At 53.9% G+C, this 21,741-nt stretch carries 17 protein-coding genes, 5 pseudogenes and 2 riboswitches; of the genes and pseudogenes, 10 read left to right on the forward strand and 12 right to left on the reverse strand.

Translation table 11 applies throughout. The annotated features are described in order from the left end of the window. Positions 1–50: 50 nt before the first annotated feature. The 4 genes and pseudogenes from NSS88_RS04020 to NSS88_RS04035 all read right to left on the reverse strand — a co-directional run bounded on the left by NSS88_RS04020 (position 51) and on the right by NSS88_RS04035 (position 4,081). The gene (locus NSS88_RS04020) at positions 51–683 is read right to left on the reverse strand and encodes a methylthioribulose 1-phosphate dehydratase (protein ID WP_055358063.1); all 633 of its coding nucleotides are present in this window, start codon (positions 681–683) and stop codon (positions 51–53) included. After that, positions 680–1,342: pseudogene (gene mtnX, locus NSS88_RS04025) on the reverse strand (2-hydroxy-3-keto-5-methylthiopentenyl-1-phosphate phosphatase). The gene NSS88_RS04020 and the pseudogene mtnX overlap by 4 nt, the downstream one beginning before the upstream one ends. Then, positions 1,339–2,580: a 2,3-diketo-5-methylthiopentyl-1-phosphate enolase gene (mtnW, locus tag NSS88_RS04030; RefSeq protein WP_055358062.1), complete on the reverse strand. Its 1,242-nt coding sequence runs from the start codon at positions 2,578–2,580 to the stop codon at positions 1,339–1,341. Before mtnW ends, mtnX begins: the two are co-directional and overlap by 4 nt. 77 nt (positions 2,581–2,657) lie before the next feature. Beyond that, positions 2,658–2,766, reverse strand: a riboswitch (SAM riboswitch). 139 nt (positions 2,767–2,905) lie between these two features. Next, positions 2,906–4,081: a pyridoxal phosphate-dependent aminotransferase gene (locus NSS88_RS04035; protein ID WP_033015817.1), complete on the reverse strand. Its 1,176-nt coding sequence runs from the start codon at positions 4,079–4,081 to the stop codon at positions 2,906–2,908. A 96-nt stretch (positions 4,082–4,177) separates the two neighbouring features. Here NSS88_RS04035 and NSS88_RS04040 point away from each other — a divergent pair, with 96 nt between their 5' ends. The 6 genes from NSS88_RS04040 (at position 4,178) to NSS88_RS04065 (ending at position 11,317) form a co-directional block, all read left to right on the forward strand. Further along, a complete protein-coding gene (locus tag NSS88_RS04040) occupies positions 4,178–4,993 on the forward strand; it encodes a carbon-nitrogen family hydrolase (protein WP_055358060.1) in 816 nt (271 codons plus the stop codon). Between the two features lie 93 nt (positions 4,994–5,086). Continuing rightward, positions 5,087–5,255: riboswitch (SAM riboswitch) on the forward strand. An 85-nt stretch (positions 5,256–5,340) separates the two neighbouring features. Beyond that, the gene (gene mtnK, locus NSS88_RS04045) at positions 5,341–6,528 is read left to right on the forward strand and encodes an S-methyl-5-thioribose kinase (RefSeq protein WP_033015813.1); all 1,188 of its coding nucleotides are present in this window, start codon (positions 5,341–5,343) and stop codon (positions 6,526–6,528) included. Positions 6,529–6,597: 69 nt separating this feature from the next. Beyond that, entirely contained in the window at positions 6,598–7,665 is a 1,068-nt protein-coding gene (gene mtnA / locus NSS88_RS04050; RefSeq protein ID WP_033015812.1) for an S-methyl-5-thioribose-1-phosphate isomerase, read from the forward strand. Next, complete coding sequence (locus NSS88_RS04055) at positions 7,652–8,815, forward strand: sugar ABC transporter substrate-binding protein (protein ID WP_033015810.1); 1,164 nt, start codon at positions 7,652–7,654, stop codon at positions 8,813–8,815. Before mtnA ends, NSS88_RS04055 begins: the two co-directional genes overlap by 14 nt. Then, positions 8,812–10,362: a sugar ABC transporter ATP-binding protein gene (locus NSS88_RS04060; protein WP_055358058.1), complete on the forward strand. Its 1,551-nt coding sequence runs from the start codon at positions 8,812–8,814 to the stop codon at positions 10,360–10,362. The genes NSS88_RS04055 and NSS88_RS04060 overlap by 4 nt, the downstream gene beginning before the upstream one ends. Continuing rightward, the gene (locus tag NSS88_RS04065) at positions 10,304–11,317 is read left to right on the forward strand and encodes an ABC transporter permease (protein ID WP_033015807.1); all 1,014 of its coding nucleotides are present in this window, start codon (positions 10,304–10,306) and stop codon (positions 11,315–11,317) included. The genes NSS88_RS04060 and NSS88_RS04065 overlap by 59 nt, the downstream gene beginning before the upstream one ends. 74 nt (positions 11,318–11,391) lie before the next feature. Here the strand turns inward: NSS88_RS04065 and NSS88_RS04070 are convergent, their stop codons facing one another. Together NSS88_RS04070 and NSS88_RS04075 are read right to left on the reverse strand one after the other, a co-directional pair. Beyond that, positions 11,392–11,895, reverse strand: a complete 504-nt coding sequence (locus tag NSS88_RS04070) for a methylated-DNA--[protein]-cysteine S-methyltransferase (RefSeq protein ID WP_033015805.1) — start codon at positions 11,893–11,895, stop codon at positions 11,392–11,394. Beyond that, positions 11,885–14,101, reverse strand: a complete 2,217-nt coding sequence (locus tag NSS88_RS04075) for a PAS domain-containing sensor histidine kinase (RefSeq protein ID WP_121625775.1) — start codon at positions 14,099–14,101, stop codon at positions 11,885–11,887. Before NSS88_RS04075 ends, NSS88_RS04070 begins: the two co-directional genes overlap by 11 nt. A 221-nt stretch (positions 14,102–14,322) precedes the next feature. Here NSS88_RS04075 and NSS88_RS04080 point away from each other — a divergent pair, with 221 nt between their 5' ends. Further along, positions 14,323–16,092, forward strand: a complete 1,770-nt coding sequence (locus NSS88_RS04080) for a B12-binding domain-containing radical SAM protein (RefSeq protein ID WP_341083195.1) — start codon at positions 14,323–14,325, stop codon at positions 16,090–16,092. Positions 16,093–16,148: 56 nt separating this feature from the next. Here the strand turns inward: NSS88_RS04080 and NSS88_RS04085 are convergent, their stop codons facing one another. The 5 genes and pseudogenes from NSS88_RS04085 to NSS88_RS04105 form a co-directional block, all read right to left on the reverse strand. Then, positions 16,149–16,298, reverse strand: coding sequence for a hypothetical protein (locus NSS88_RS04085; protein WP_014195260.1), 150 nt, complete (start codon positions 16,296–16,298; stop codon positions 16,149–16,151). Further along, positions 16,291–16,458: a hypothetical protein gene (locus NSS88_RS04090; RefSeq protein WP_011230441.1), complete on the reverse strand. Its 168-nt coding sequence runs from the start codon at positions 16,456–16,458 to the stop codon at positions 16,291–16,293. Before NSS88_RS04090 ends, NSS88_RS04085 begins: the two co-directional genes overlap by 8 nt. Then, entirely contained in the window at positions 16,455–16,610 is a 156-nt protein-coding gene (locus NSS88_RS04095; protein ID WP_341083196.1) for a hypothetical protein, read from the reverse strand. The genes NSS88_RS04090 and NSS88_RS04095 overlap by 4 nt, the downstream gene beginning before the upstream one ends. A 319-nt stretch (positions 16,611–16,929) precedes the next feature. After that, positions 16,930–17,109, reverse strand: a pseudogene (locus NSS88_RS04100) (glutathione-dependent formaldehyde dehydrogenase); the annotation flags it as partial. A gap of 85 nt (positions 17,110–17,194) precedes the next feature. Further along, a pseudogene (locus tag NSS88_RS04105) lies at positions 17,195–18,438 on the reverse strand (MFS transporter). Between the two features lie 229 nt (positions 18,439–18,667). Here NSS88_RS04105 and NSS88_RS04110 point away from each other — a divergent pair. Next, complete coding sequence (locus NSS88_RS04110) at positions 18,668–18,868, forward strand: alpha/beta-type small acid-soluble spore protein (RefSeq protein WP_025948410.1); 201 nt, start codon at positions 18,668–18,670, stop codon at positions 18,866–18,868. Between the two features lie 332 nt (positions 18,869–19,200). Here the strand turns inward: NSS88_RS04110 and NSS88_RS04115 are convergent, their stop codons facing one another. After that, entirely contained in the window at positions 19,201–20,616 is a 1,416-nt protein-coding gene (locus NSS88_RS04115) for an amino acid permease (protein WP_061580711.1), read from the reverse strand. A 320-nt stretch (positions 20,617–20,936) separates the two neighbouring features. On the opposite strand from NSS88_RS04115, the pseudogene NSS88_RS04120 reads away from it, so the two are divergent. Both NSS88_RS04120 and NSS88_RS04125 read left to right on the forward strand, forming a co-directional pair. Beyond that, positions 20,937–21,255, forward strand: a pseudogene (locus NSS88_RS04120) (DUF485 domain-containing protein). Beyond that, a pseudogene (locus NSS88_RS04125) lies at positions 21,240–21,716 on the forward strand (solute symporter family protein); the annotation flags it as partial. The pseudogenes NSS88_RS04120 and NSS88_RS04125, both read left to right, overlap by 16 nt. Positions 21,717–21,741: the final 25 nt, after the last annotated feature.

The raw sequence follows: 21,741 nt of genomic DNA on the forward strand, positions 1-21,741 counted from the left end.
ACGGTTTGCGACCATTGTAAAGATGTTTTGTCACGGATTCAGGATGTATATTAACCAACCGGCAGGCCGGCCCGTTGCAAAAGCAGCCGCTTCACCTGCCAGCTGAACAAAAACTCCCACGCTTCCAAATGTTTTTTCGCTTCAAACGCCGTTCGTCCCCAGACGGTAATGCCGTGGTTGTGGATCAACACAGCGCCGGCGTCGCCATGAACATGGTTCGCAAACTCCCGAGCCAGCGTCGGGATGTCGGCGTCATTGTTAATGATCGGGATGCGCACTGCGGCGTTTTCTTCCCAAATGCCAAACGCCTTGATGATTTCTTGGCCGGAAAAGACTGCTTCCCCGTTTGACGCATACAGTTCAGAAATCAAATTGTTGTCCACGGTATGAACGTGCAAGACGCAACCGGCGTTTGTGCGGTTGTAAATTTCCACATGCAGCAGCGTCTCCGCTGATGGCTTTAAATGTGTTTTCTCCGCTGGTCGGCCAGCAGCGTCAACGAGCAAGAAGTCCTCATCCGTTTGCTTCCGCTTATCCTTGCCGCTCACTGTCACCAAAAACGTCAACGGGTCGTCCGTCACTTTGATCGACAAATTGCCGCTTGTTGCGAAAAACCAATCGCAGGCGGCGAGCTCGGCTTTCACTTCCGCAAGCTCGTTCCACTTTTTCACGACGATGCTCATACGATCACCTCCATTCGCTGCAACGCATCCATCACGTCAAAAAACGTCGCAAATGGCGCGTGCGGCAGGTCAAGCTCTTGACATTTTTAAAGCAGAAAATCGCGCGCCAGCACATAGTCGGCTTGCCTGGCCACCGCCAAGTCGGTGATCGAATCGCCGATGACGACGTGATACCCGTCCGGGCGGGCAAGCCTGCGCAATAGCGACGGCTTGCAGCAGCCGCAGCCGTTTTGGCACCGGCTGTCACATGCATGCGGCCATGTGATGCGGATCGTCTCACCGCTGAAATCGGAACCGTTGCAAAAAATCCGCTCCGGTTCAATGAGCCCTTCAAGCAGCGGATAGACGAAAAAGTCGATGCCGCCGCTCACGATATAGAGCGGGATGCTTTGCTCTTTTGTCCATGCGACAAACTCGCGGAACCCTTCGCGCAAGCGGGCGGTGCTAAGCAAAAAGTCAACAATCTCCCCTTTCAGCGCTGACGGAAGAAGCGAAAACATTTTTCCGACGCCTTCCTGAACGGAGATGCGCTGGGCGAGAATGTCGTCCTTTAGTGCCTCCCACTCCGGCGGGGCGAACTGTTTCATAATCGCGATGATGTTGTCGTTTTCCGTGATCGTGCCGTCAAAATCGCAAAAAAGAACGAGTTGTTTCGTCATGCTTCCACCTCAATAGCGCCCCAGCGGTCGATCGCCTTTTGCAGCGCCTCGTTGTCTTTCGCCGCTTCACGAAGCGGACGGCCGACCAGCGCTGCGTCGATGGCGGCGCGAAACGCCTTTCCGCCGCCGATCGCCCCGTCCGGGTGGCCGTGGATGCCGCCGCCGGCGTTGACGACGCTGTCAAGGCCAAAATCGCGGACAAGGAGCGGCACCAAGCCCGGATGGATGCCGGCCGATGGCACTGGAAACGCCCGGGCAAACGGCTCTTGTTCATCGGTCAGCGCCCGGGCGATGCCAAGCGCCTGCTCGCGCTCCAAGGCGACGCTGCCGTACGGCGATGGGAACAGAACAAAGTCGGCGCCGGCAAGCCGCAAAAGCTTTCCAAGCAAGAGCGACGGGGCGACGCCGTAAAACTCCGACGGCGTGATCGCGCCGCTGAACGCCGGGTGGGCCATGATCGGAACGGAAATCTCTTCATCTTCCCGCAACCCTTGTAGGACGTCCAATCCATAGGCGAACACGTTGAACAACAGCACATCGGCGCCAAGCACAGCCGCCCGTTTCGCTTTTTCTTTCAGTTCAAACGTTTTGCCGGTCAAGTTGACGGCATACAGCGTCCGCTTGCCTGTTTGTTCGTACACCTCTTCGAGCGCCGCTTTGCCTTCTGTAATGCGCTTCGCAAATGGCAGACGATCGCTGTCAAACAAAATTTCGTCATCTTTGACCAAGTCAACGCCGCCAAGCGCTTGCTTTTTCAACTCTGATGTCAAATACGCCAAATCGCGGCCAACGATGCCTTTGAAAATGCTCATCAACAGCGGGCGGTCGTACACTCCGACCTTTTCGCGAATGCCGGCGATGCCAAAGCGCGGCCCCGGAAACTGCCGCTTCCATTCTTCCGGAAATTCCAAATCAAGCAACCGCACTTCCCCGTCAAGCGACAGCTTGCCGAACGTCGTCACCAACAATGCTGGCAAATCGGCGCTGAAGTTGACGGTCGGGTAAGCGATTTTGACGATTGCCCGCTTCAACCGCTTGCCGAAATAGGCGTTTACCCGCTCGCTCTCGCCAAGCTCTTCGATCGCAACGACTTCCCCTTTATGCTTGCGAAGCTGGTCTTGCTCTAGCTGCGGCAAGTCGGTCCATGTGCCGACTGTCAAGCCGAGCGCGATTCCTTCCGCTTTTTGGCGAATATCGTGTTCATCATGAAGAAAATACGTCGCAATGACTGCACTCATCGTCCATCCCTCTTTCAATATATGGCGAAATAAAAAAGCCCCTTCCTAAGAAGAGGCGTCATTCATTCATGGCGCTCTTCTTATCTCCCAGCGTTTCCGCTGCAAGAATTAGCACCGTGCTTAGCGTGCGCCAAGCCGGTTGCCGGGCTTCATTGGGCTCGTCCCTCCGCCTGCTCTTGATAAGAAAGCCTGCTCGTTTATGCACTTGTCAAACGATTGGCAAATTTACTTTGAATTATGACAGCCTTTGCCGCCGTTGTCAATCATTTTTTTAAAACAGCCTGGTCAACGTTGTCCCGTCAACGGTTCATTGCCGCTCTTTTTTTCAAAACAATCCGAGCCGGCCGATCCGCTCCGCCGCTTCGCGAAGCCGCGCTTCATCGGTCAACAATCCAACGCGCACATACCCTTCGCCGTGTTTTCCAAAACCGATGCCTGGGGCAACGGCGACATGCGCCCGCTCAAGCAACAGATCGGCAAATTCGGCGGATGATGCGCCTTTTGGCAACGGAAGCCAGGCGAAAAATGATCCAGACGGCGCCGGCGCTTCCCAGCCGATCGCGCGCAAAGCATGAATAAACGTATTGCGGCGCGCCTCGTACAAGGCAACGAGCTCCGCGACGCAGTCTTGCGGGCCGAGGAGCGCAGCTGCCGCCGCTTCTTGGACGGCGCCGAACAAGCTGACGTACAAATGATCTTGCAACAACTCAATGGCACGGATGATCCGCTCATTGCCGACAGCGAACGCCACGCGCCAGCCGGCCATATTGTACGTTTTCGAGAACGTGTAGATTTCAACGCCAATGTCTTTCGCCCCGTCCACTTCTAGAAAGCTGACCGGCTTTTGGCCGTCAAAGCCGATCGCGCCATAGGCAAAATCATGCACAACGGCTATGCCGTACTTTTCCGCAAATGCCACCGTTTCAGCAAAAAACTCCTTCGTCGCCGTCGCGCCGGTCGGGTTGTTCGGATAGTTTAAAAACATCAGTTTCGCCCGGTCGGCCGCCGCCCTGGGAATGGCCGAATAATCCGGCAGAAACTCATTCTCCGCGACAAGCGGCATCATTTCCATCCGCGCGCGGGCGAGCGCGATTCCCGACCAATAGTCCGGATAACCCGGGTCCGGGACGAGCACGACATCGCCCGGGTTGACGAGGCAAAGCGGCAGCTCGACAAGCCCGGCTTTGCCGCCGAACAAGATGGCGACCTCGCGGGCCGGGTCGATCGTCACCCCGTACTCGCGCGCGTAAAACGCCGCTACGGCTTTTTTCAAAAACGAGTAGCCTTGAAACGGCGAATATTTATGGTATTTCGGATTGGCCGCCGCCCGCTGCATCGCCTCGACGATATGCTTTGGCGTCGGCTGATCCGGATTGCCCTGCCCTAAGTTGATCACATCATAACCCGCCTTGATCTTCGCACCGACTTTCGCCACGAGCGAGGCGAAAAACTGCTTCGGCAGCTGTTCAAGCAGTTCGGAAAAGGGAAATTCGATCGTCATCGTCCACACCTTCTCAAACATTCTTGAAATTCTAGTGCAACATCATATATCGTTAAAAGCAAAATGTAAAGAAAATTTTTTCCGAGGTGAACGCTCATGACGATCCGCATCGCCTGCCTGCAGCTTGACATTGCATTTGGCGATCCAGCAAAAAACGAACAGCAAGCCGAACAGGCCGTGGAATCCGCTGCCAAAGACGGCGCTGACATCATCGTGCTGCCAGAGTTATGGACGACCGGCTACGATTTGACGCGCCTGGATGAAATTGCCGACGAAGGCGCCGAACGGGCGAAGGCGCTCGCTTCCCGATTGGCGCAAACGTACGGCGTCCATTTCGTCGCCGGTTCGGTCGCCAAAAAAACAGCCGCCGGCGTGACAAACACGATGATCGTGGCCAACCGCCATGGCCAAATCGTCGGCGAATACAGCAAGCTTCACCTGTTCCAATTGATGGATGAACATTTGTATTTGCAGCCGGGAAACGAGCCAGGCTTGTTCTCGCTTGACGGGCTGCCGTGCGCTGGGGTCATTTGCTATGACATCCGATTTCCGGAGTGGATTCGCGCCCATGCGTTGGCCGGAGCGGAAGTGCTGTTTGTCGTCGCCGAATGGCCGCTTCCCCGCCTTCACCATTGGCGGACGCTCTTGATGGCGCGGGCGATTGAAAACCAATGCTATGTCGTCGCTTGCAACCGGGCCGGACGCGACCCGAACAACGTCTTCGCCGGCCATTCGCTCATCATCGACCCATGGGGCGAAATTATCGCCGAGGCGGACGAGAAGCCGGGCATTCTCTCGGCCGACATCAATCCCTCGCTCGTTGCGGACGTCCGCGCACGCATCCCGGTGTTTGCCGACCGCCGGCCGCACGATTATGAAGAGGCGGCAAAAAAATTTTTCAAAACGTATTGACAATCCGCCAGCCCAACCTGTATCATTCGAATCAAGCAACCAAACGATTGTTAACATCGTGAAAATTGCAAAAACTTAATAGCTAGATCGGTACTCTTATCAAGAGTTGGCTGAGGGAATTGGCCCAATGAAGCCCAGCAACCGACCGTAATGCTATCGTGAGATAGGGCGCACGCCAAAGGCGGCGCCGGAAGCGAACCGCTTCCGCAGGGCACGGTGCTAAGTCCAACAGAAAGACCGATGTCTTTCTGAAAGATAAGAGGCGCGAAGACGATGCATCTTCAAGCCTCTTTCCGTATGCGAAAGAGGCTTTTTCATTTGCCAAAACCTAAAGGGGGAACGTGAAAATGACGATTGTCCAATCCACTGTTTACGAACCGCTCACCGAACAAAAAGCGACCGCCCTCGCCGTCCGCCTCGGCCTATTCCGAGACGGGGCGCCGCTTGTGTGCCGCGAAATCGGCGACGGAAACTTAAACTTAGTCTTTCATATCGTCGATCAGGAAACGAAGCAAGGCGTCATCATCAAACAGGCGCTCCCGTACGCGAAAGTCGTCGGCGAAAGCTGGCCGCTCACGTTAAAGCGCGCGGTTATTGAAAGCAACGCGTTGCGCACGTTTGCCAGCTATGTACCGCAATACGTGCCGAACGTCTACTATTCTGACGAATCGCTTGCCATTACCGTGATGGAAGACTTGTCCCGTCTGCAAATCGCCCGCAAAGGGTTGATCGAAGGGAAAACATTTCCGCTTTTGTCCCGGCATATCGGCGAATTTATCGCCAAAACAGCGTTTTACACATCCGATTTCGGCATGAACCAGCAAGAGAAAAAGAAATTGGCGCAAAGCTTCGTCAATCCGGAGCTGTGCAAAATCACCGAAGATCTCGTCTTCACCGATCCATTTTTCGACCATGACACGAACAACTTCGAAGACGAGCTGCGGCCGGACGTCGAAACGCTTTGGAATGACGACCGCCTCCGTTTGGAAGCGGCGAAGTTGAAGCGCAAGTTTTTAACCGAAGCCGATGTGCTTCTGCATGGCGATTTGCATACCGGCAGCATTTTCGCAAGCACCGACGAAACGAAAGTAATCGACCCGGAATTCGCTTTTTACGGCCCGATCGGCTTTGACCTTGGACAGTTTTTCGCCAACTTGCTGTTAAATGCGTTGTCCCGCCCTGACGTTGAGCGCCAACCGCTCTTTGATCACATCGACCGGACCTGGGACGTCTTTGCGTCCATATTCTCGGAGCTTTGGCGCACCAAAAGCATCGAGACGTACGCCGCAACACCGGGCTTGCTTGACGAAGTGCTCCGGCATGCGTTCATCGATGCTGTCGGCTTTGCCGGCTGCGAAGTCATCCGCCGGACGATCGGCCTCGCCCATGTGGCCGACCTTGACGGCATCGAGCAGAAAGAAGCCCGCCTTGCCGCCAAACGACACGCGCTCCGCCTCGGCCGCCGCCTAATTGTCGAGCGCAACGAGCTGACCGGAACGGACGGCTTCCGCCGAGTGTTTGCAGAAACCGAATAGTAACACGGCGACGACCGGCCCAGTGCCGGCCCGGATCAACGGAAAATGTGAAAAGAAAGGAAGACGACGATGGACACCTTTGCCATCCCGCGCTCTGTCGAGTGGCGCGAGACGCATATCACGATTTTAAACCAACAAAAATTGCCATTGGCAACAGAATATATCGACCTGCATACGCTTGAAGACGTGTACGATGCGATCGCCTCGCTGAAAGTGCGCGGAGCGCCGGCGATCGGCATCACCGCCGCTTATGGTCTGGCGCTCGCCGCCTCGCATTATAAAGCGGAAACGGTCCACGAGTTCCATAGCCGCCTAAAGCAAGACCGCGATTATTTGGCAAGCGCCCGCCCGACGGCCGTCAATTTGGTTTGGGCGCTTGACCGGCTCACTGCCGCCGCCAAAGACGCCGCCTCAGTCAACGAAGCGAAAACGGTGCTTATTCACGAGGCAATACGCATCCAAATCGAGGACGAAGATGTCTGCCGCCGCATCGGCGAACATGCGTTATCGCTTTTTCGCCCAGGCGAGCGGGTGATGACGATTTGCAACGCCGGCTCGATCGCCACCGCCCGCTACGGCACGGCGCTCGCCCCGTTTTATTTGGCGAAAGAGAAAGGGATCGAGTTATCCGTGTACGCCCTTGAGACGCGCCCCGTTTTGCAAGGAGCGCGTCTGACCGCCTGGGAGCTGATGCAAGCAGGCGTCGACGTCACGCTTATTACGGACAACATGGCGGCGCAAACGATCAAAGCGAAAGGGATTCGCGCCATTATCGTCGGAGCCGACCGGATCGCACAAAACGGCGATACGGCGAACAAAATCGGCACGTTCGGCCTCGCCTTGCTCGCCAAATCGTTTGGCATTCCGTTTTACGTCGCCGCACCGTTGTCCACCATCGATTTGGCGACAAAGACAGGGGCAGACATCCCGATTGAAGAGCGCCATCCGGATGAAGTGACCCATCTGGCCGGCGTGCGCGTCGCCCCGGAAGGCGTCAACGTGTATAACCCGGCGTTTGACGTGACGCCAAACGAACTGATTACCGCGATCATTACCGAAAAAGGCATCGTCCGCGGCAGCTACAGCGCGGCACTGCCAGCGTTATTTGCAAAGGAGGAGCAGCATGAAACGATTTAAGGCCTTATCGTTCCTTTCTCTTCTTTTCTTTGCCGTGTTCTCCGTCTTGGCCGGCTGCACGAACGAGCAAGACGCCGTGAGCTCTAAGCCGGCCAACGAAACGAAGCAAACGGCCATCCAAGGCGACACCGTCTCATCCAACAGCCAAACCGCATCGAGCAGCGAACAGGCGGCCATCCCGGAGAAGCTGAAAAAACCGGTGAAGATCGCCGCCATTATGCAAATGTCCATCGGCACGTTCTCGTCGCAATACATCGCCGGCGTCAAAGAACAAGTGCAAAAGTTCGGCGGCGAAGTGCAAATTTACAACGCCGACAACGACTTGACGAAAATGGCCTCATACGTAGAAACGGCCATCACGCAAAACGTTGATGCCATTCTGCTTGATCACGGCCGCGCTGATGCACTCGAAGGCCCGGTGAAAAAAGCGGTTGAAAAAGGCATCCCGGTCGTCGCCTTTGACAACGATTTGAACATTCCCGGCGTCACCGTCATCGACCAAGACGACTACAGCCTCGCCTGGAAAACGTTAAAAACACTCGCCGAAGATTTAAATGGAGAGGGCAACATCGTCACGATTTGGGTCGGCGGTTTTACTCCAATGGAGCGGCGCCACGTCATTTATGAGGCGTTCAAAAAACGCTATCCGAACATAAAAGAAGTCGCCAAGTTCGGTACGGCGAGCGCCAACACGGCTTTGGACACGCAAACGCAAATGGAGGCCATTTTGAAAAAATATCCGAACAAAGGCGACATTGACGCCGTCTTCGCAACTTGGGACGAGTTCGCCAAAGGAGCGACGCGCGCCATCGAGCAAGCCGGGCGTACGGAAATCAAAGTATACAGCATCGATTTGAGTGACGAAGACTTGCAAATGATCCAAAAACCGAACAGTCCGTGGGTGGCGACAACAGCGACGGATCCGGCGGAAGTCGGCCGCGTTCAGGTGCGGTTCGCCTATCAAAAAATCGCTGGCGAGAAAACGCCGAACATTTACTCGCTCGAGCCGCATTTAGTAAAACGGACCGACTTGCCCGATAAGCAAGTATCGATGAACGAGCTTTCGCAATACATCCCGGGCTGGGGGCAATCGAACGTCGCCATCTCGCCATGGATGAAAACGTTGGAAGCTCAGGTGAACAAAAAATGAACAGGCTGTCAATGCGAGGCATTGAAAAATCGTTTGGCGCGGTGCGCGTGCTTGACGGCGTGGACTTTTCCGTCCGTCCAGGCGAAGTCCACGCCCTTTTGGGCATGAACGGCGCCGGCAAAAGCACGCTCATGAACATTTTGGCCGGCGCCATTCCTCCCGACGCCGGCACGATCACGATCGATGGCGTCAACTGCACCTTTTCGTCGCCGCTTGACGCGAAACGAGCCGGCATCGGCTTCGTCGTCCAAGAGGTCGACACGGCGCTTTTCCCAGGATTGCCCGTTTACGAAAACTTGGCGGCTGATGAGCTCGCTGATGTGAAGAAACAGCCGATCCGCTCGCTGCGCCGGGAAAAAGAACGGGCCGCTGCTCTGCTTCGCCGCGTCGGCCTTGCCATTTCGCCGGCAAAGCTCGTGCGCGACTGCTCGCTCCATGAAAAACAGCTGATCGTGCTCGCCAAAGTGTTGTCATCGAATGCGCGCTACATCATTTTGGACGAACCGACCGCCGCCTTGAGCGAAGCCGAAACGAAGCGGCTGTTTGCCATCATCACGGAACTGAAACAGCAAGGCGTCGGCTTTATTTACATCTCTCATAAACTGAAAGAAGTGCAGGAAATCGCCGACCGGTTGACGATTTTGCGCGACGGCCGCGTCGTCTACCATGGTTCCGCCCGCGGTTTGCCGCTTGAAGACATCGTCCTTCATATGACCGGAACAAGGCGAGCCGCCGCCATGAAACAAACGCGCGCGCATGGAAGCGACATCGCGTTTGCCGCCCTCGGAATTTTGATCGACAAAACCGGGACAACAGTCGACCTATACGCCCACCGCGGCGAAATCGTCGGCATCGCCGGCTTGGTCGGCGCCGGCAAGACGGAGCTTGCCGAAAGCCTCATCGCCCACCGGAACACATCCGGCGAGTGGGAAATTGATGGCAGACGCTATGTGTTCTCATCGCCTTATGAAGCCATCGACGCCGGCCTTTGCCTCATCCCGGAAGAACGGCGCAAACAAGGGCTGTTCTTGCCCGAGTCAGTGAAAACCAACATCACCGTCCGCCTCCTTTCCCGGCTGTCGCGCTGGCAATGGATCAGCCGAAGGAAGGAAACGGACGCCGCCGACGAACTTGTCCGCTCGCTCGGCATCCATCCGCCGTTGCCTTCGACCGCTGTCCGCCACTTAAGCGGCGGCAACCAGCAGAAAGTCGTCATCGGCAAATGGCTGAACACAAACGCGCGTGTTTTTCTATTCGACGAGCCTACGAAAGGAATCGATGTCCACGCCAAACAAGAGGTGTTTTCCATCATCCGTGCTCTCGCCGATGAAGGAAAAACAGTACTATATTTTTCGAGTGAATTTCACGAGCTTCTTGAGGTGTGCGACACCATCTACATCATGGCTGACGGCCGGCTGCTCACCCGCCTGCCGGCCGCAGAACTAACCTATGAACAGCTTGTGTACTATTGCAGCGGAGGTGAGATCGATGAGCCAGCCAGCCGTTTCCACAGCGCCGTCGAAAAAAGCGGCGCCGTTCATTCTTGAATTTTTGTATAAACATGGCACACTGCTTGCCATTTTGGCTGTAATCGCCTATTTTGGCCTGACACAAGACCGGTTTTTTACCTATGAAAACTTCAGCGACATTTTGCGTTCCATTTCCATCGTCACCTTGGTGGCCATTGGCATTACATTTTCGCTCATCGTCGACGGCCTCGATTTGTCGGTCGGTTCGACAGTGAGCTTGGCGACGATTGCCAGTGCGGCGGCGCTTGTCTTGCATCGCCAAGAAATTTTCGTCACCTTGCTCGTGCCGCTGTTGCTCGGCGTCGCCGTCGGGTTGCTTAATTCGTTGTTGATCGTCAAATTCAAACTGCCCGATTTGCTCGCCACGTTGGCGACGATGTACGCGATCAACGGCGTGCAGCTTACGTATACAAAAGGATTTTCGATTTATAACGACATGCCGCTGCCTGATGGCGGCACGGCGCCGGGCAAATTTATTCCTTCCTTTTTATTTATCGGCCAAGGGGAGCTGTTTGGCGTGCCGTTTTCGGTCTTGCTCATGCTCGTTGTCGTCATGGCCGCCCACTTGTTTTTAACATACACCAAACCTGGCCGTCTCTTTTATTTAACGGGTGAAAACCGGGAAGCAGCACGGCTCTCTGGCATCCCAGTCAACCGTTACCGGACGTATGCGTACGTCATCAGCGGCTTTTTCGCCGCCTTGGGGGGCATCGTGCTCGCCTCGCGCATCGGCACCGGGCAAGTGTCGGCCGGCGCTTCGTTTTTGATGGACGGCGTCGCCGCCGCCTACATCGGCTTTTCTGTCTTCGGCGCCGGCAAGCCGAACGTCATCGGCACCCTGTTCGGTTCGATTTTGATGGGCGTGTTGTTGAACGGCTTGACGATGGCAAACGTCCCGTATTACGCTCAAGACATTATAAAAGGCGCCATTTTAGTCGGCGCCCTCGCCTTGTCGCATTGGCAAAAAAAATAATGTCCCGTTCCCTGCCCCCATGGATTCGCGTCATGGGGGCGGGCGTCATTTTGGGAGGCATACACACCCGCCGATCAGCTGAAGCGCGATTGATAGCGCCGCTCCAGCTCCAGCAGCTTTGCTTTTACATCGGTCCGGCTTCCGGCGTAGCCGACGAGGGCGCCGTTTTTGCCGACAATGCGATGGCACGGGACGATGATGGCGAGCTCATTCGCCCGGTTCGCCTGGCCGACGGCGCGAACCGCCTTCGGGCGGCCGATTTGCGCAGCGATGTCAGCGTATGTCGCCGTCTCGCCGTATGGGATGCGGCAAAGCGCCGCCCACACTTCTTCTTGGAAGGGCGTCCCTTTCCATTTCAGCGGCAAATCAAACGTCCGGCGGCGGCCGTGAAAGTACTCATCCAACTGTCGAAGCGCGCGTTCAAGCAACGGCGACCGGCTTTGGACAACCGGATGCCCGCCCGCAAACGCGCGCCATTCTTCCGGAAACAGTTCAACTTTCATGATCGCTTCGCCGTCGGAAGCGATGTATAGATCGCCAAGCAGCTCCGACCGGTATACGGCATATTCAATCGCCATCGTCGTCTTCCCTCTCTGTCCGCTCAATCGGCAACGTAATATGGAACGTCGTGCCGACCCCGACTTCGCTTTCCACGTCAATTTTCCCTTGATGTTCTTCAATGATCTTATAGCTGACCATCAAGCCGAGTCCGGTGCCGCGCTCTTTCGTCGTATAAAACGGCTCGCCGAGTTTTTTGATTTTATCTTTCGGAATGCCGACGCCTTGGTCAGTGATGGAAATGCGAACATTTTTGCCCATGCGGGCGATCCGCACCGTGATGTCCCCGCCTTTGGGCATCACTTCAATGGCGTTTTTCAAAATGTTGATAAACACCTGCTTCAGCTGATTCAGCTCGCAATACACCGGCGGCAGCCCGCGGTCGAAATCGGCAATGATTTGCACGTTATTCATTATCGCCTGGGCGCTGATCAAATCGATCGTATCCTGCATGATTTTGCAAATGTCGTTTTGCTTGTATTGCACCGCCTGCGGTTTGGCCAAAACGAGAAACTCGGTGATGATCGATTCGATCCGCTCCAATTCCGACATAATGACATTAAAATACATCGAATAATCGCCGTCAATGCTTCCTTGCAGCAACTGGATGAACCCTTTTAACGCCGTCATCGGGTTGCGGATTTCGTGGGCGATGCCGGCAGCGAGCTCGCCGACGACATTGAGCGTATCCGATTTGCGCAGCTGCAGCTCCATCTCCTTCCGCTCGGTCATATCGCGAAACGTCATCATTCCAACGCCGGAAATGACTTCTTTTTTCAACGAAAACTCGATGATTCGCTCCTTTGTCTCATCGGAAAACTCGACTTCGCCGCTCGCCTCGCCAGCGCGCTGACACTCAGCCATCAGCTTGTTCAACTGGCGGCGCGCCCGGTCCGGAAGAAGTTCGCCGACTTTCCGGCCAAGAAGCGCCTCCTTTTCAGCAGAAAAAATGCCACAGGCGATTGGATTGGCGTCAATGATGCGATGCTGCTCATCCCAAAGCAAAATGCCGTCCATCGAGTGATCGAAAATACTGCGGAATTTTTGTTCGCTTTCCCGCAGTTCGCGCTCGATTTTCCGCCGCTCGCTCACGTTGCGGAAAATTGTCAAATGGTAGCCGTTAATCGCCCCTTTTTTCATCGTAAACTCAAGCTGTTTCTGTTCGCCGTTTGGCATATGGAACGTCAGCTCATCGCGAATTTCCCCTTTTTGGCGGAACTCGCTGAAAATCCGCTTCACCTTTTCATCCCCATATTCCACAAAATCGAGCAAATTGCGGCGCACAAGCAAATTCAAAGGCAGCTCAAACGTTCGGCTCGCGGCCGGATTGGCGTTCAATATGTAGCCAAAATCATCCCAAATGAGAATCGCCTCATGCGCCTGCTCGAAAATGGCCCGAAACCGCTCTTCGCTTTTTTGTAGTTTGATTTCCATATTTTTCCGATCGGTCACGTCGCGCATAATGGCCATGTAAAAGCCGCTGTAGACGTTCGACGTCACCGTCAGTTCAAACATTTTCACCGTTCCGTCCGGGCGGACAAGCGACAACTCGCCTTTGGCCGTTCCCTTTTCTTTCACTTCCGCGAGCAGCTGTGCGAACTCATTGACGCATTCGCAGGCGACGAACTGCTGAAACGACAAATTGAGCAGTTTTCCTTTTTCCAAGTTCAAGCTCATCGAAAACGCCGGATTGACATCGATAAAACGCCCAAATTCATCGAAAATGACGATGCCGTCGACGGCGCGGTTGAATACGTCGCGAAACAAAAACTCATGAATGATTCGTTCGCGCTCAAGCGCCTTATGAGCCGAAACGTCGCGCATCATCACGAGGTCAAATTCATGAAACACGTCTTTTTTTATCGAAAATTCGATATGCTTCACCTTGCCGTCCGGCAGCTTAATGAGCAGCTCGTCGCTGAACGAGCCGAACTTTTGCAGCATCGACTGCTGAAACAGCAAAATATCCAGCGGCACGAGCTCCAAAAACGAGAAAAGTGAACGGCCGATCAAGTCAAACTTATCCATCTCAAACAGCTTGCACGCCGCTTCGTTCACATCGACAAACTCGCCGTTTTTATTTAAAATGACAATGGCGTCGAGCGATCGCTCGAAAATGACGGAATAACTGTTGAGCCGCTCCTTTAGGCGACGATTTTCCTCTTCAAGCAGCCGCACATCCGGCGTCGCATTTTGTTCTTCCCGAGGAGAAAGGCTTTGGGCCATATCCATCTCTCCCTCTAGAAATGTTGATGTATCAAGGCTCCTTGTCTATTCAAACCGTTCAACGAAATATATATTCGATGTAGAAAAATTTACTCCTCCCTTCGCTCATGAAGATTTTGCGAATTCTTTTTTCACCGTTCGACAAGTTTCTCTTCTTTTTCGTTTGGTTAAACTGCGTTATAATGAGAGGTTAGTACGCTAATCAAAGGGGTTTTGCTTCTATGAATATTGTCTGCACGACATTGAACGCCAAATACATTCATATGAACCTCGCCATCCGCTATTTAAAAGCGTACGCTCAGCCCGAATTTGACGTCAAGCTTGTTGAGTATACGATCAAAGACCCGGTGCTGAACATTGTGACTGATTTGTACCAACGCCGTCCGGATGTCATCGGCTTCAGCTGCTACATTTGGAACATTGAAGAAACGATCAAAGTCGTCAAGCTGTTGAAAAAAGCAGCGCCGAATATGGTCATCGTCGCCGGTGGACCGGAAGTGTCGTACGATGTGCGTGAATGGATGGAGCGGGTGCCGGAGTTTGACTTTATCGTCGTCGGCGAAGGAGAGGAAACGTTTAAACAGCTGCTTTTCGCTTTAGACGGCCATGGAGACGTCCGTGATGTCGCCGGGCTCGCGTTTCGCGACGGGGGCCGCATTGTCGTCAACCCACAGCGAAACAAAATTCGCCTTGCCGACATGCCGTCGCCGTTTCGCTTTCTGGAAGACATTCCCCATCTTCCGAACCGGGTCGTGTATGTTGAAACGAGCCGCGGCTGCCCGTTCAGCTGCCAATTTTGCCTGTCCTCGATCGAAGTCGGCGTCCGCTACTTTGACCGCGAAAAAATCAAAGACGACTTGCGCTACTTAATGCGGCACGGGGCGCGGACGATCAAGTTCGTCGACCGAACGTTCAACATCAGCCGCAGCTATGCGATGGACATGTTTCGCTTTTTAATTGATGAACATGTGCCCGGAACAGTATTTCAATTTGAAATTACCGCCGACATCATGCGTCCCGAGGTGATCGAGTTTTTAAACCGCGAAGCGCCGCCCGGCCTGTTCCGCTTTGAAATCGGCGTCCAGTCGACGAACGACGAAGTGAATCGGCTCATTATGCGCAAACAAAACTTCGCCAAACTTTCGCGAACGGTAACGATGATTAAAGAGGGAGGGAAAATCGCCCAACATTTGGATTTGATCGCCGGTCTTCCCGAAGAAGACTACAACTCGTTCCGAAAGACGTTTAACGACGTATTCGCCCTCCGCCCGGAAGAATTGCAGCTTGGGTTTTTGAAGCTGCTGCGCGGCACTGGGTTGCGCCTGCGCGCCGAGGAGTACGGCTATGTGTATATGGACCATGCGCCATACGAAGTGCTCGCCAACAACGTCTTGTCGTTTGATGACGTCATCCGCATCAAGCAAGTGGAAGACGTGCTTGAAAAATATTGGAACGCCCATCGAATGGACGAAACGATCGAGTACTTGGTGACCGATGTGTTCCCGTCGCCGTTTGACTTTTTCCAGCAGTTTGGCGCGTATTGGGATGAGCGCGGCTGGGCGCGCATCGGCCACCAACTGGAAGACTTGTTCCGCCGCCTGCATGAGTTTTTGCGTACGTGTATGCCAGATGCCCTGCCTGTCGCCGAGTCGCTTATGAAATACGACTATTTGCGCAACCAAAAATACAAACCACGCAAGCCGTGGTGGAATGAAAAAACGGAGAAAACGACGCGCACGACCGTTTACCGCGCGCTGCTTGAGCGCCCCGAGGTGCTTGGGGAGGACTTTGCCGCCCTCGGGCTCGGGGAAAAGGAATTGTTTAAACATACGGTCGTGGAAATCGTGCCGGTTGATGTCGGCCGCTATATCGCCGCGAAGCAGCTCTCGTTTGCGCCAACCGTCATCGTCGCCTATTTTGATCCGTCCGGCACCGGCGCAACGCTGTTTTCCGCGCCGCTGTCCGCCTTGTCCGCTTCGGCATCCGCCTAACGGCCAAACGCCGGAGGCACGGCTTTTTTGTGCACCACGCGAAAAAGCAGGGAGCGTTATCCCTGCTTTTTTCGTTTCTTTTCATTTTCTTTCGCCCGTTTTTGTTCCTCCATGATCCAAAGCGGCTCGTGGGCAGCGAAATCGCCCCATTCAAACGCCGTTTCTTCATTCGTTCGAGCGGGCCGCTTCTTATGCTCTTTACCCATCGCCGCCTCCTTGCCGCCCTTTTTTCGAATTGCGGTTCGCGCCGCGGATCATGTCCTCCTCGCCGGCGTATTGCGCCGCAAATTCGGTATCCGGCAAGCTTTCCGTTGGCGTTTTATTGTTGTTTTTCGCTGCGTCAAATTTCACTTTTCGCTTCATCATCGTTTCGTCTCCTCCTCATCAGCCGTTTTCCGCTCATAAGCGACAAGCACAATTTCTTCCCCCGTCTCTTCGCGCAGCCGCTGTTCGAGTTGCTGGAGCTGGCGAAGCGTCCCGTCTTGCAGGCGGGCAACCGGGAATGCAATGTCAGTCACATCGATCCTCCTTCCCGCATTTTTTCTTATCGTGTCTCCGCTGCGCCAACTTTATGCGCCGCTATGGTTTGAGTACCACTTTAACTTCCCTCCGAAAGAAGTCTCCTACTTCTAAACGTGAAGGTGCGCCAGCATCAGTGAAAGTGGGAGATGAATTTCGGTTGGCGTTAGCCAACGAATAGGATAGAATATGGCTAGAACGGACACCTTCGGAACGAAGGGAAGCGTAAAGGGTTCTTGTGTGTGGCTTACCGTTCAGCGAACACACACAAGTCGCTTGAAGCCCCCACCTCTAAGCGAAGCGTAGGTGGTGGGTAGTTCACTGAACCGTCTTTTTTTCATCGAAAATCTCGTATGCATATTGCGCCTCGTCAAGAGGAAGACGGTTCGTGATGATATCAGTCGGGTCGAATTTTCCTTCGACGATCCATTCGTACAGCGTCGGAATGTAATGAATGACCGGCGCCTGCCCCATTTTCAGCGTAATGTTGCGCGAAAGCACGCGCAAATATTCAGCTTGCCCGCCCGGGTAGCCGCCAAACGTTTCAGAATAGCCAAAGTTATGCCTTGGTATGTGACGGCTCTCATCCTCTTCCTCCTTTCTCTCCTTCCGGACGGATCAGCCAAACGACAAGAGCTCCGCCAAGCAACGCCAGCCCGCTGAGCAAGAACAAAAGCGGACCGGCGCCGCCTTTCATCAGCCAGGCTGCCAACGGCGGTCCGGCAGCCACGCCGATAAAACGAAGCGAACTGTAAAACGATGTCACCGTCCCGCGCTCGCTTTTCTCAATTCCTTCCGTGATAAGCGCATCTAAACACGGCAGCGCAGCGCCGATGCCGATGCCGGCTACCGAGAACAACACCAGCCAAACGGAAAGGGATGAATGAAGGGGAACGAGGGCCAACGCAGCCGCCAATAGAACGGAGCCGGCTGCAGCGCCCCATTTCATCCGCTGTTTCCGGTCGCCAATCGCTTTCCCGGCCGCAAATGAAGCGAGGCAGAGCGCCCCGAGCGGGATGGCGAGCACCCATCCTTTCCTCATTCCATCAATGCCATACACATCTTCAAGACGGCTTGAAAGGAAAAATAAAAACGCAAACAACACAAGCATCAACAAACCGCCGATGACAAACACCCCGATCAGCCAACGCCCTTCGCGGCGGAAAATCGCCGCCACCACCGCAATAAAATCCCGAAACGGCAACGGCCGCTCCCGACGCGCCGGCACCTGGATGAACCAAACCATCATTGCTGCCGATAGCAGGCAAAAGACAGGGAACGAAAAAAACGGAAAAAACCAAATGATGCCAGCCAGCATCGCCCCGAGAATCGGGCTTAGCACTTTGCCGAACGTGTTCGCCGTTTCAACCGTCCCTAAACAGCGGCTTGCCTCCTCCTCATCCGGAAACAAATCCCCGACAAGCGGCAAAACGATCGGAAACGCCCCGGCCGCCCCCAGCCCTTGCAACATGCGCCCGGCGATCATCCAGCCGTACGGGTCGCTCACCCGCCAAGCAGCCCATCCCGCCAGCCCCCTCCCACCGCCGCCAGCAACAGGCTTGGAACGATGACCATTTTTCTCCCGATGCGGTCGCTTATATATCCGGCCAGCGGAATGAACAAAATCGCCACAACGGAATACATCGTGATCAGCAGGCTCGACTGCAGCGGCGTGATGTCGAGATGCCGTTCCATCGCCGGCAGCACCGGGATGAGCATCGAATTGCCCAGCGTCATGACAAGCGGAATCGAGGCAAGCGCAGCGACCGCCCACCCCCGACCAGCCTGCCTCCCTGCCGCTTTTGACAGCTGCACCGTCCATTTCATCGCTTCGGTCCCTTTCTTATGAAGTCGATATTTCCACTTATATGATGTGCGTTTTTCTGTGAAAATAATGAATCCATGAGCGGTTATTTTCATGCTTGGGTGGCGAGTAAAAGCTTACTCATGGATGTTTTTAATAGAAAATTCATCCTGTAATTCCCAACCATATCTCTTTGTTCGATCGTCCATACTAATCATACCTCATCAAAAAACCATCAAGGAGGAATTTCATATGGCTCGTTCAAGCAACAAACTGCTTGTTCCAGGCATCGAACAAGCGTTGGAACAAATTAAGTACGAAATCGCCCAAGAGTTTGGCGTACAGCTCGGGGCTGGCACGGTTTCGCGCGCCAACGGCTCCGTCGGCGGAGAAATGACGAAACGGCTCATTGCTCAAGCACAAAGCGAATTGGCAGGCCGAAAAACGGAATAAAGCCGAGCGGAATCACTCGGCTTTTTTCATTTTGGCATCCATCGCTTTCAAATGGCGGTGGACGTCGGCTTGGCGGCGATCTTTCTTGTTGTTGCGGTCGTCATCTGCTGTCTTTTTGGTTGCATAATGCCCCCCAACCGCGATGGACGGGCGCTTCCATGACTCCCTTTTTTAGGGGGAATTTCCCTGCCTGAAGGGGAACTTTCTTTATTTGAATCGGGGTTTTTCCGCATGAAAAAAGAGTGAAACGCGGTGTTGCCGAAAAATTTGACATAATGGAAAAAGGGGCTGTTTCCCCATTTGGGTCAGCCCCTTTTTCATTGTTTGGCCGTTCATCCGGCATTTTCTTCCGTCCGTGCCATTTTATTCAGCTCACTATGCTTGCGGCCGTAGATAAAGTAAATCACTAAACCGATCAGCAGCCACGAGACAAAACCGATCCATGTCATCGCCGGAAGCTGAAGAGCGAGGTAGCCGCAGAACAACACGGCCAAAATCGGGATGACTGGGACAAACGGAACGCGGAATGCCCGCTTTAAGTCCGGCTGTGTTTTACGCAGCACCAACACGCCGATCGAGACGGTGATAAAGGCAAAGAGCGTGCCGATGTTCGTCAGTTCCGCCAATTTGTTGAGCGGAATGATGCCGGCAAATACCGCTACAGCCGCTCCCGTCAGCCACGTATTGACATACGGCACTTGGCGCGTCGGGCTGATGCGGGCAAACACTTTCGGCAACAAACCGTCGCGGCTGATGGCGTAGAAGAGACGCGTCTGCCCATACATCATCACAAGGAGCACGGTCGTAATGCCGGCGATCGCCCCGAGCGAAATAAAGCCTGCCACCCAGTCTTGGTGGATATAGTTTAATGCAAACGCCACTGGGTTTTTCACGTTGAGCTGCTCGTACGGAACGATGCCTGTCAATACGAGCGAAACCACAATATACAACAATGTGCACACAAGCAACGAGACGATGATGCCAATCGGCATATCGCGCTGCGGATTGCGCACTTCTTCTGCCGCCGTCGACACCGCATCAAAGCCGATGTAAGCGAAAAACACCGTCGCCGCGCCGGCTGCCACCCCAGAGAAGCCATACGGCATAAACGGCGTCCAGTTTTCCGGTTTGACATACCAAACACCGACCGCCAAAAAAAGCAAGATGACAGCCACTTTAATAAAAACGACAATCGTATTGAAACGGGCCGATTTTTTCGCCCCTAAATTCAATAAAAACGTAATGAACAGAATAATTAAAATCGCTGGCAAATCGATGAACGTCCCTTTCTCCGGATCATATGCGCTCGTCAATGCTTTCGGGAGTTCGATGCCAAAACCGGCAAGCAACCCTTGGAAATAACCGGACCAACCGACGGCAACCGCCGACGAAGCAACCCCATATTCCAAAATCAAATCCCAGCCTAAAATCCAAGCGATGAGCTCACCAAACGTGGCATAGCTGTAAGTGTAAGCACTCCCCGCCACTGGCACCGTCGAGGCGAACTCGGCGTAGCAAAGCGCCGCAAACACACACGCCAATCCTGATAAGATGAACGAAAGAACAAGTGCTGGGCCGGCATGTTCCGCCGCCGCCACCCCGGTCAGGACGAAAATGCCTGTCCCGATGATGGCGCCGATGCCGAGCATCGTCAAGTCGAATGCACCTAACTCTTTTCGCAGCGAAGCTCCTTTTGCCCCCGATTCTTTCATAAGCAACTGAATCGGTTTTTTACGAAACAAATTCATAGATGTCTCCCCTTGTCGTTTTTTGTAGAAAATTGTTGAATTTTATTGTCGAATACAGTTGTCATTCTACATGATCCTTGTTTTTTTGTAAAGTGCGAAAATAAGAAAAACAACAAAAAACTTTTTCCGTTTTGTGCGGCAAAGCAAAAAAATAGTTTTCAAAAATAACAAAAGAATCAATTTACAAATTTTTCAGATAAATGTATAATGAATGTGTGACAAATTTGTGTCAAGAAAGGGGGATTCACATCCGCCGCTTGCGGAAGAACATTCCATTACTCATTTTGAAAACGCTTTAATACAAATAAGGAGGGATCACGATGGCAGTGAAAAAGGAATCATGGGTCAATCAAGGGAGCGAACTATGAAACCATTGCCCAATCCGCTTCATTCCGCGGGCTCATTCAGGCGAAGAAGCGCTTCATCATCCCAGCCACCGTCTTTTTCTTCGTCTTTTACTTCGCCCTTCCGGTGTTGACGTCGTATTCGAAAGCGCTCAACGCACTAGCAATCGGACCGGTCAGCTGGGCGTGGCTGTTTGCCTTTGCGCAATTTATCATGACATGGGCCTTATGCATCCTTTATTCGAAACGCGCAGCACAATTTGATGCCATCGTCGAGCCATTTATTCCGTCTTGATCGTCGGCGTTTTGATGACGGTGTACGTCGTCTTCGGCGGCATGACGGCAACGAGCTGGGTGCAAATCGTCAAAGCCGTCTTGCTGATGGTCGGTACGTTTATCATTTCCATCATCGTCTTTGCTAAATTCGATTTCAGCATCGCCAAAATGTTCCATGAAGTCAAAACCGCGACACCGCTTGGCGAAGCGTTTTTAAACCCGGGCAACAAGTTTAAAGACCCGCTCGATACGATTTCACTCAACTTGGCGCTCGCGTTGGGGACGGCCGGGCTGCCGCACATTTTAATCCGCTTCTTTACGGTCAAAGACGCCCCGACTGCGCGCAAATCGGTCGTTTATGCAACATGGATCATTGGGCTTTTCTACGTCATGACGATCTTTTTAGGCTTTGGCGCCGCCGCGTTTGTCGGCTATGACAAAATCGTCGCCGCCAACCCGGGCATCATCTCGATTCCGCTCGGCTTTATCGGTGCGATCGTTGGCA

The sequence above is a fragment of the Geobacillus sp. FSL W8-1251 genome, from assembly GCF_038005945.1.
Lineage (GTDB): Bacteria > Bacillota > Bacilli > Bacillales > Anoxybacillaceae > Geobacillus > Geobacillus stearothermophilus.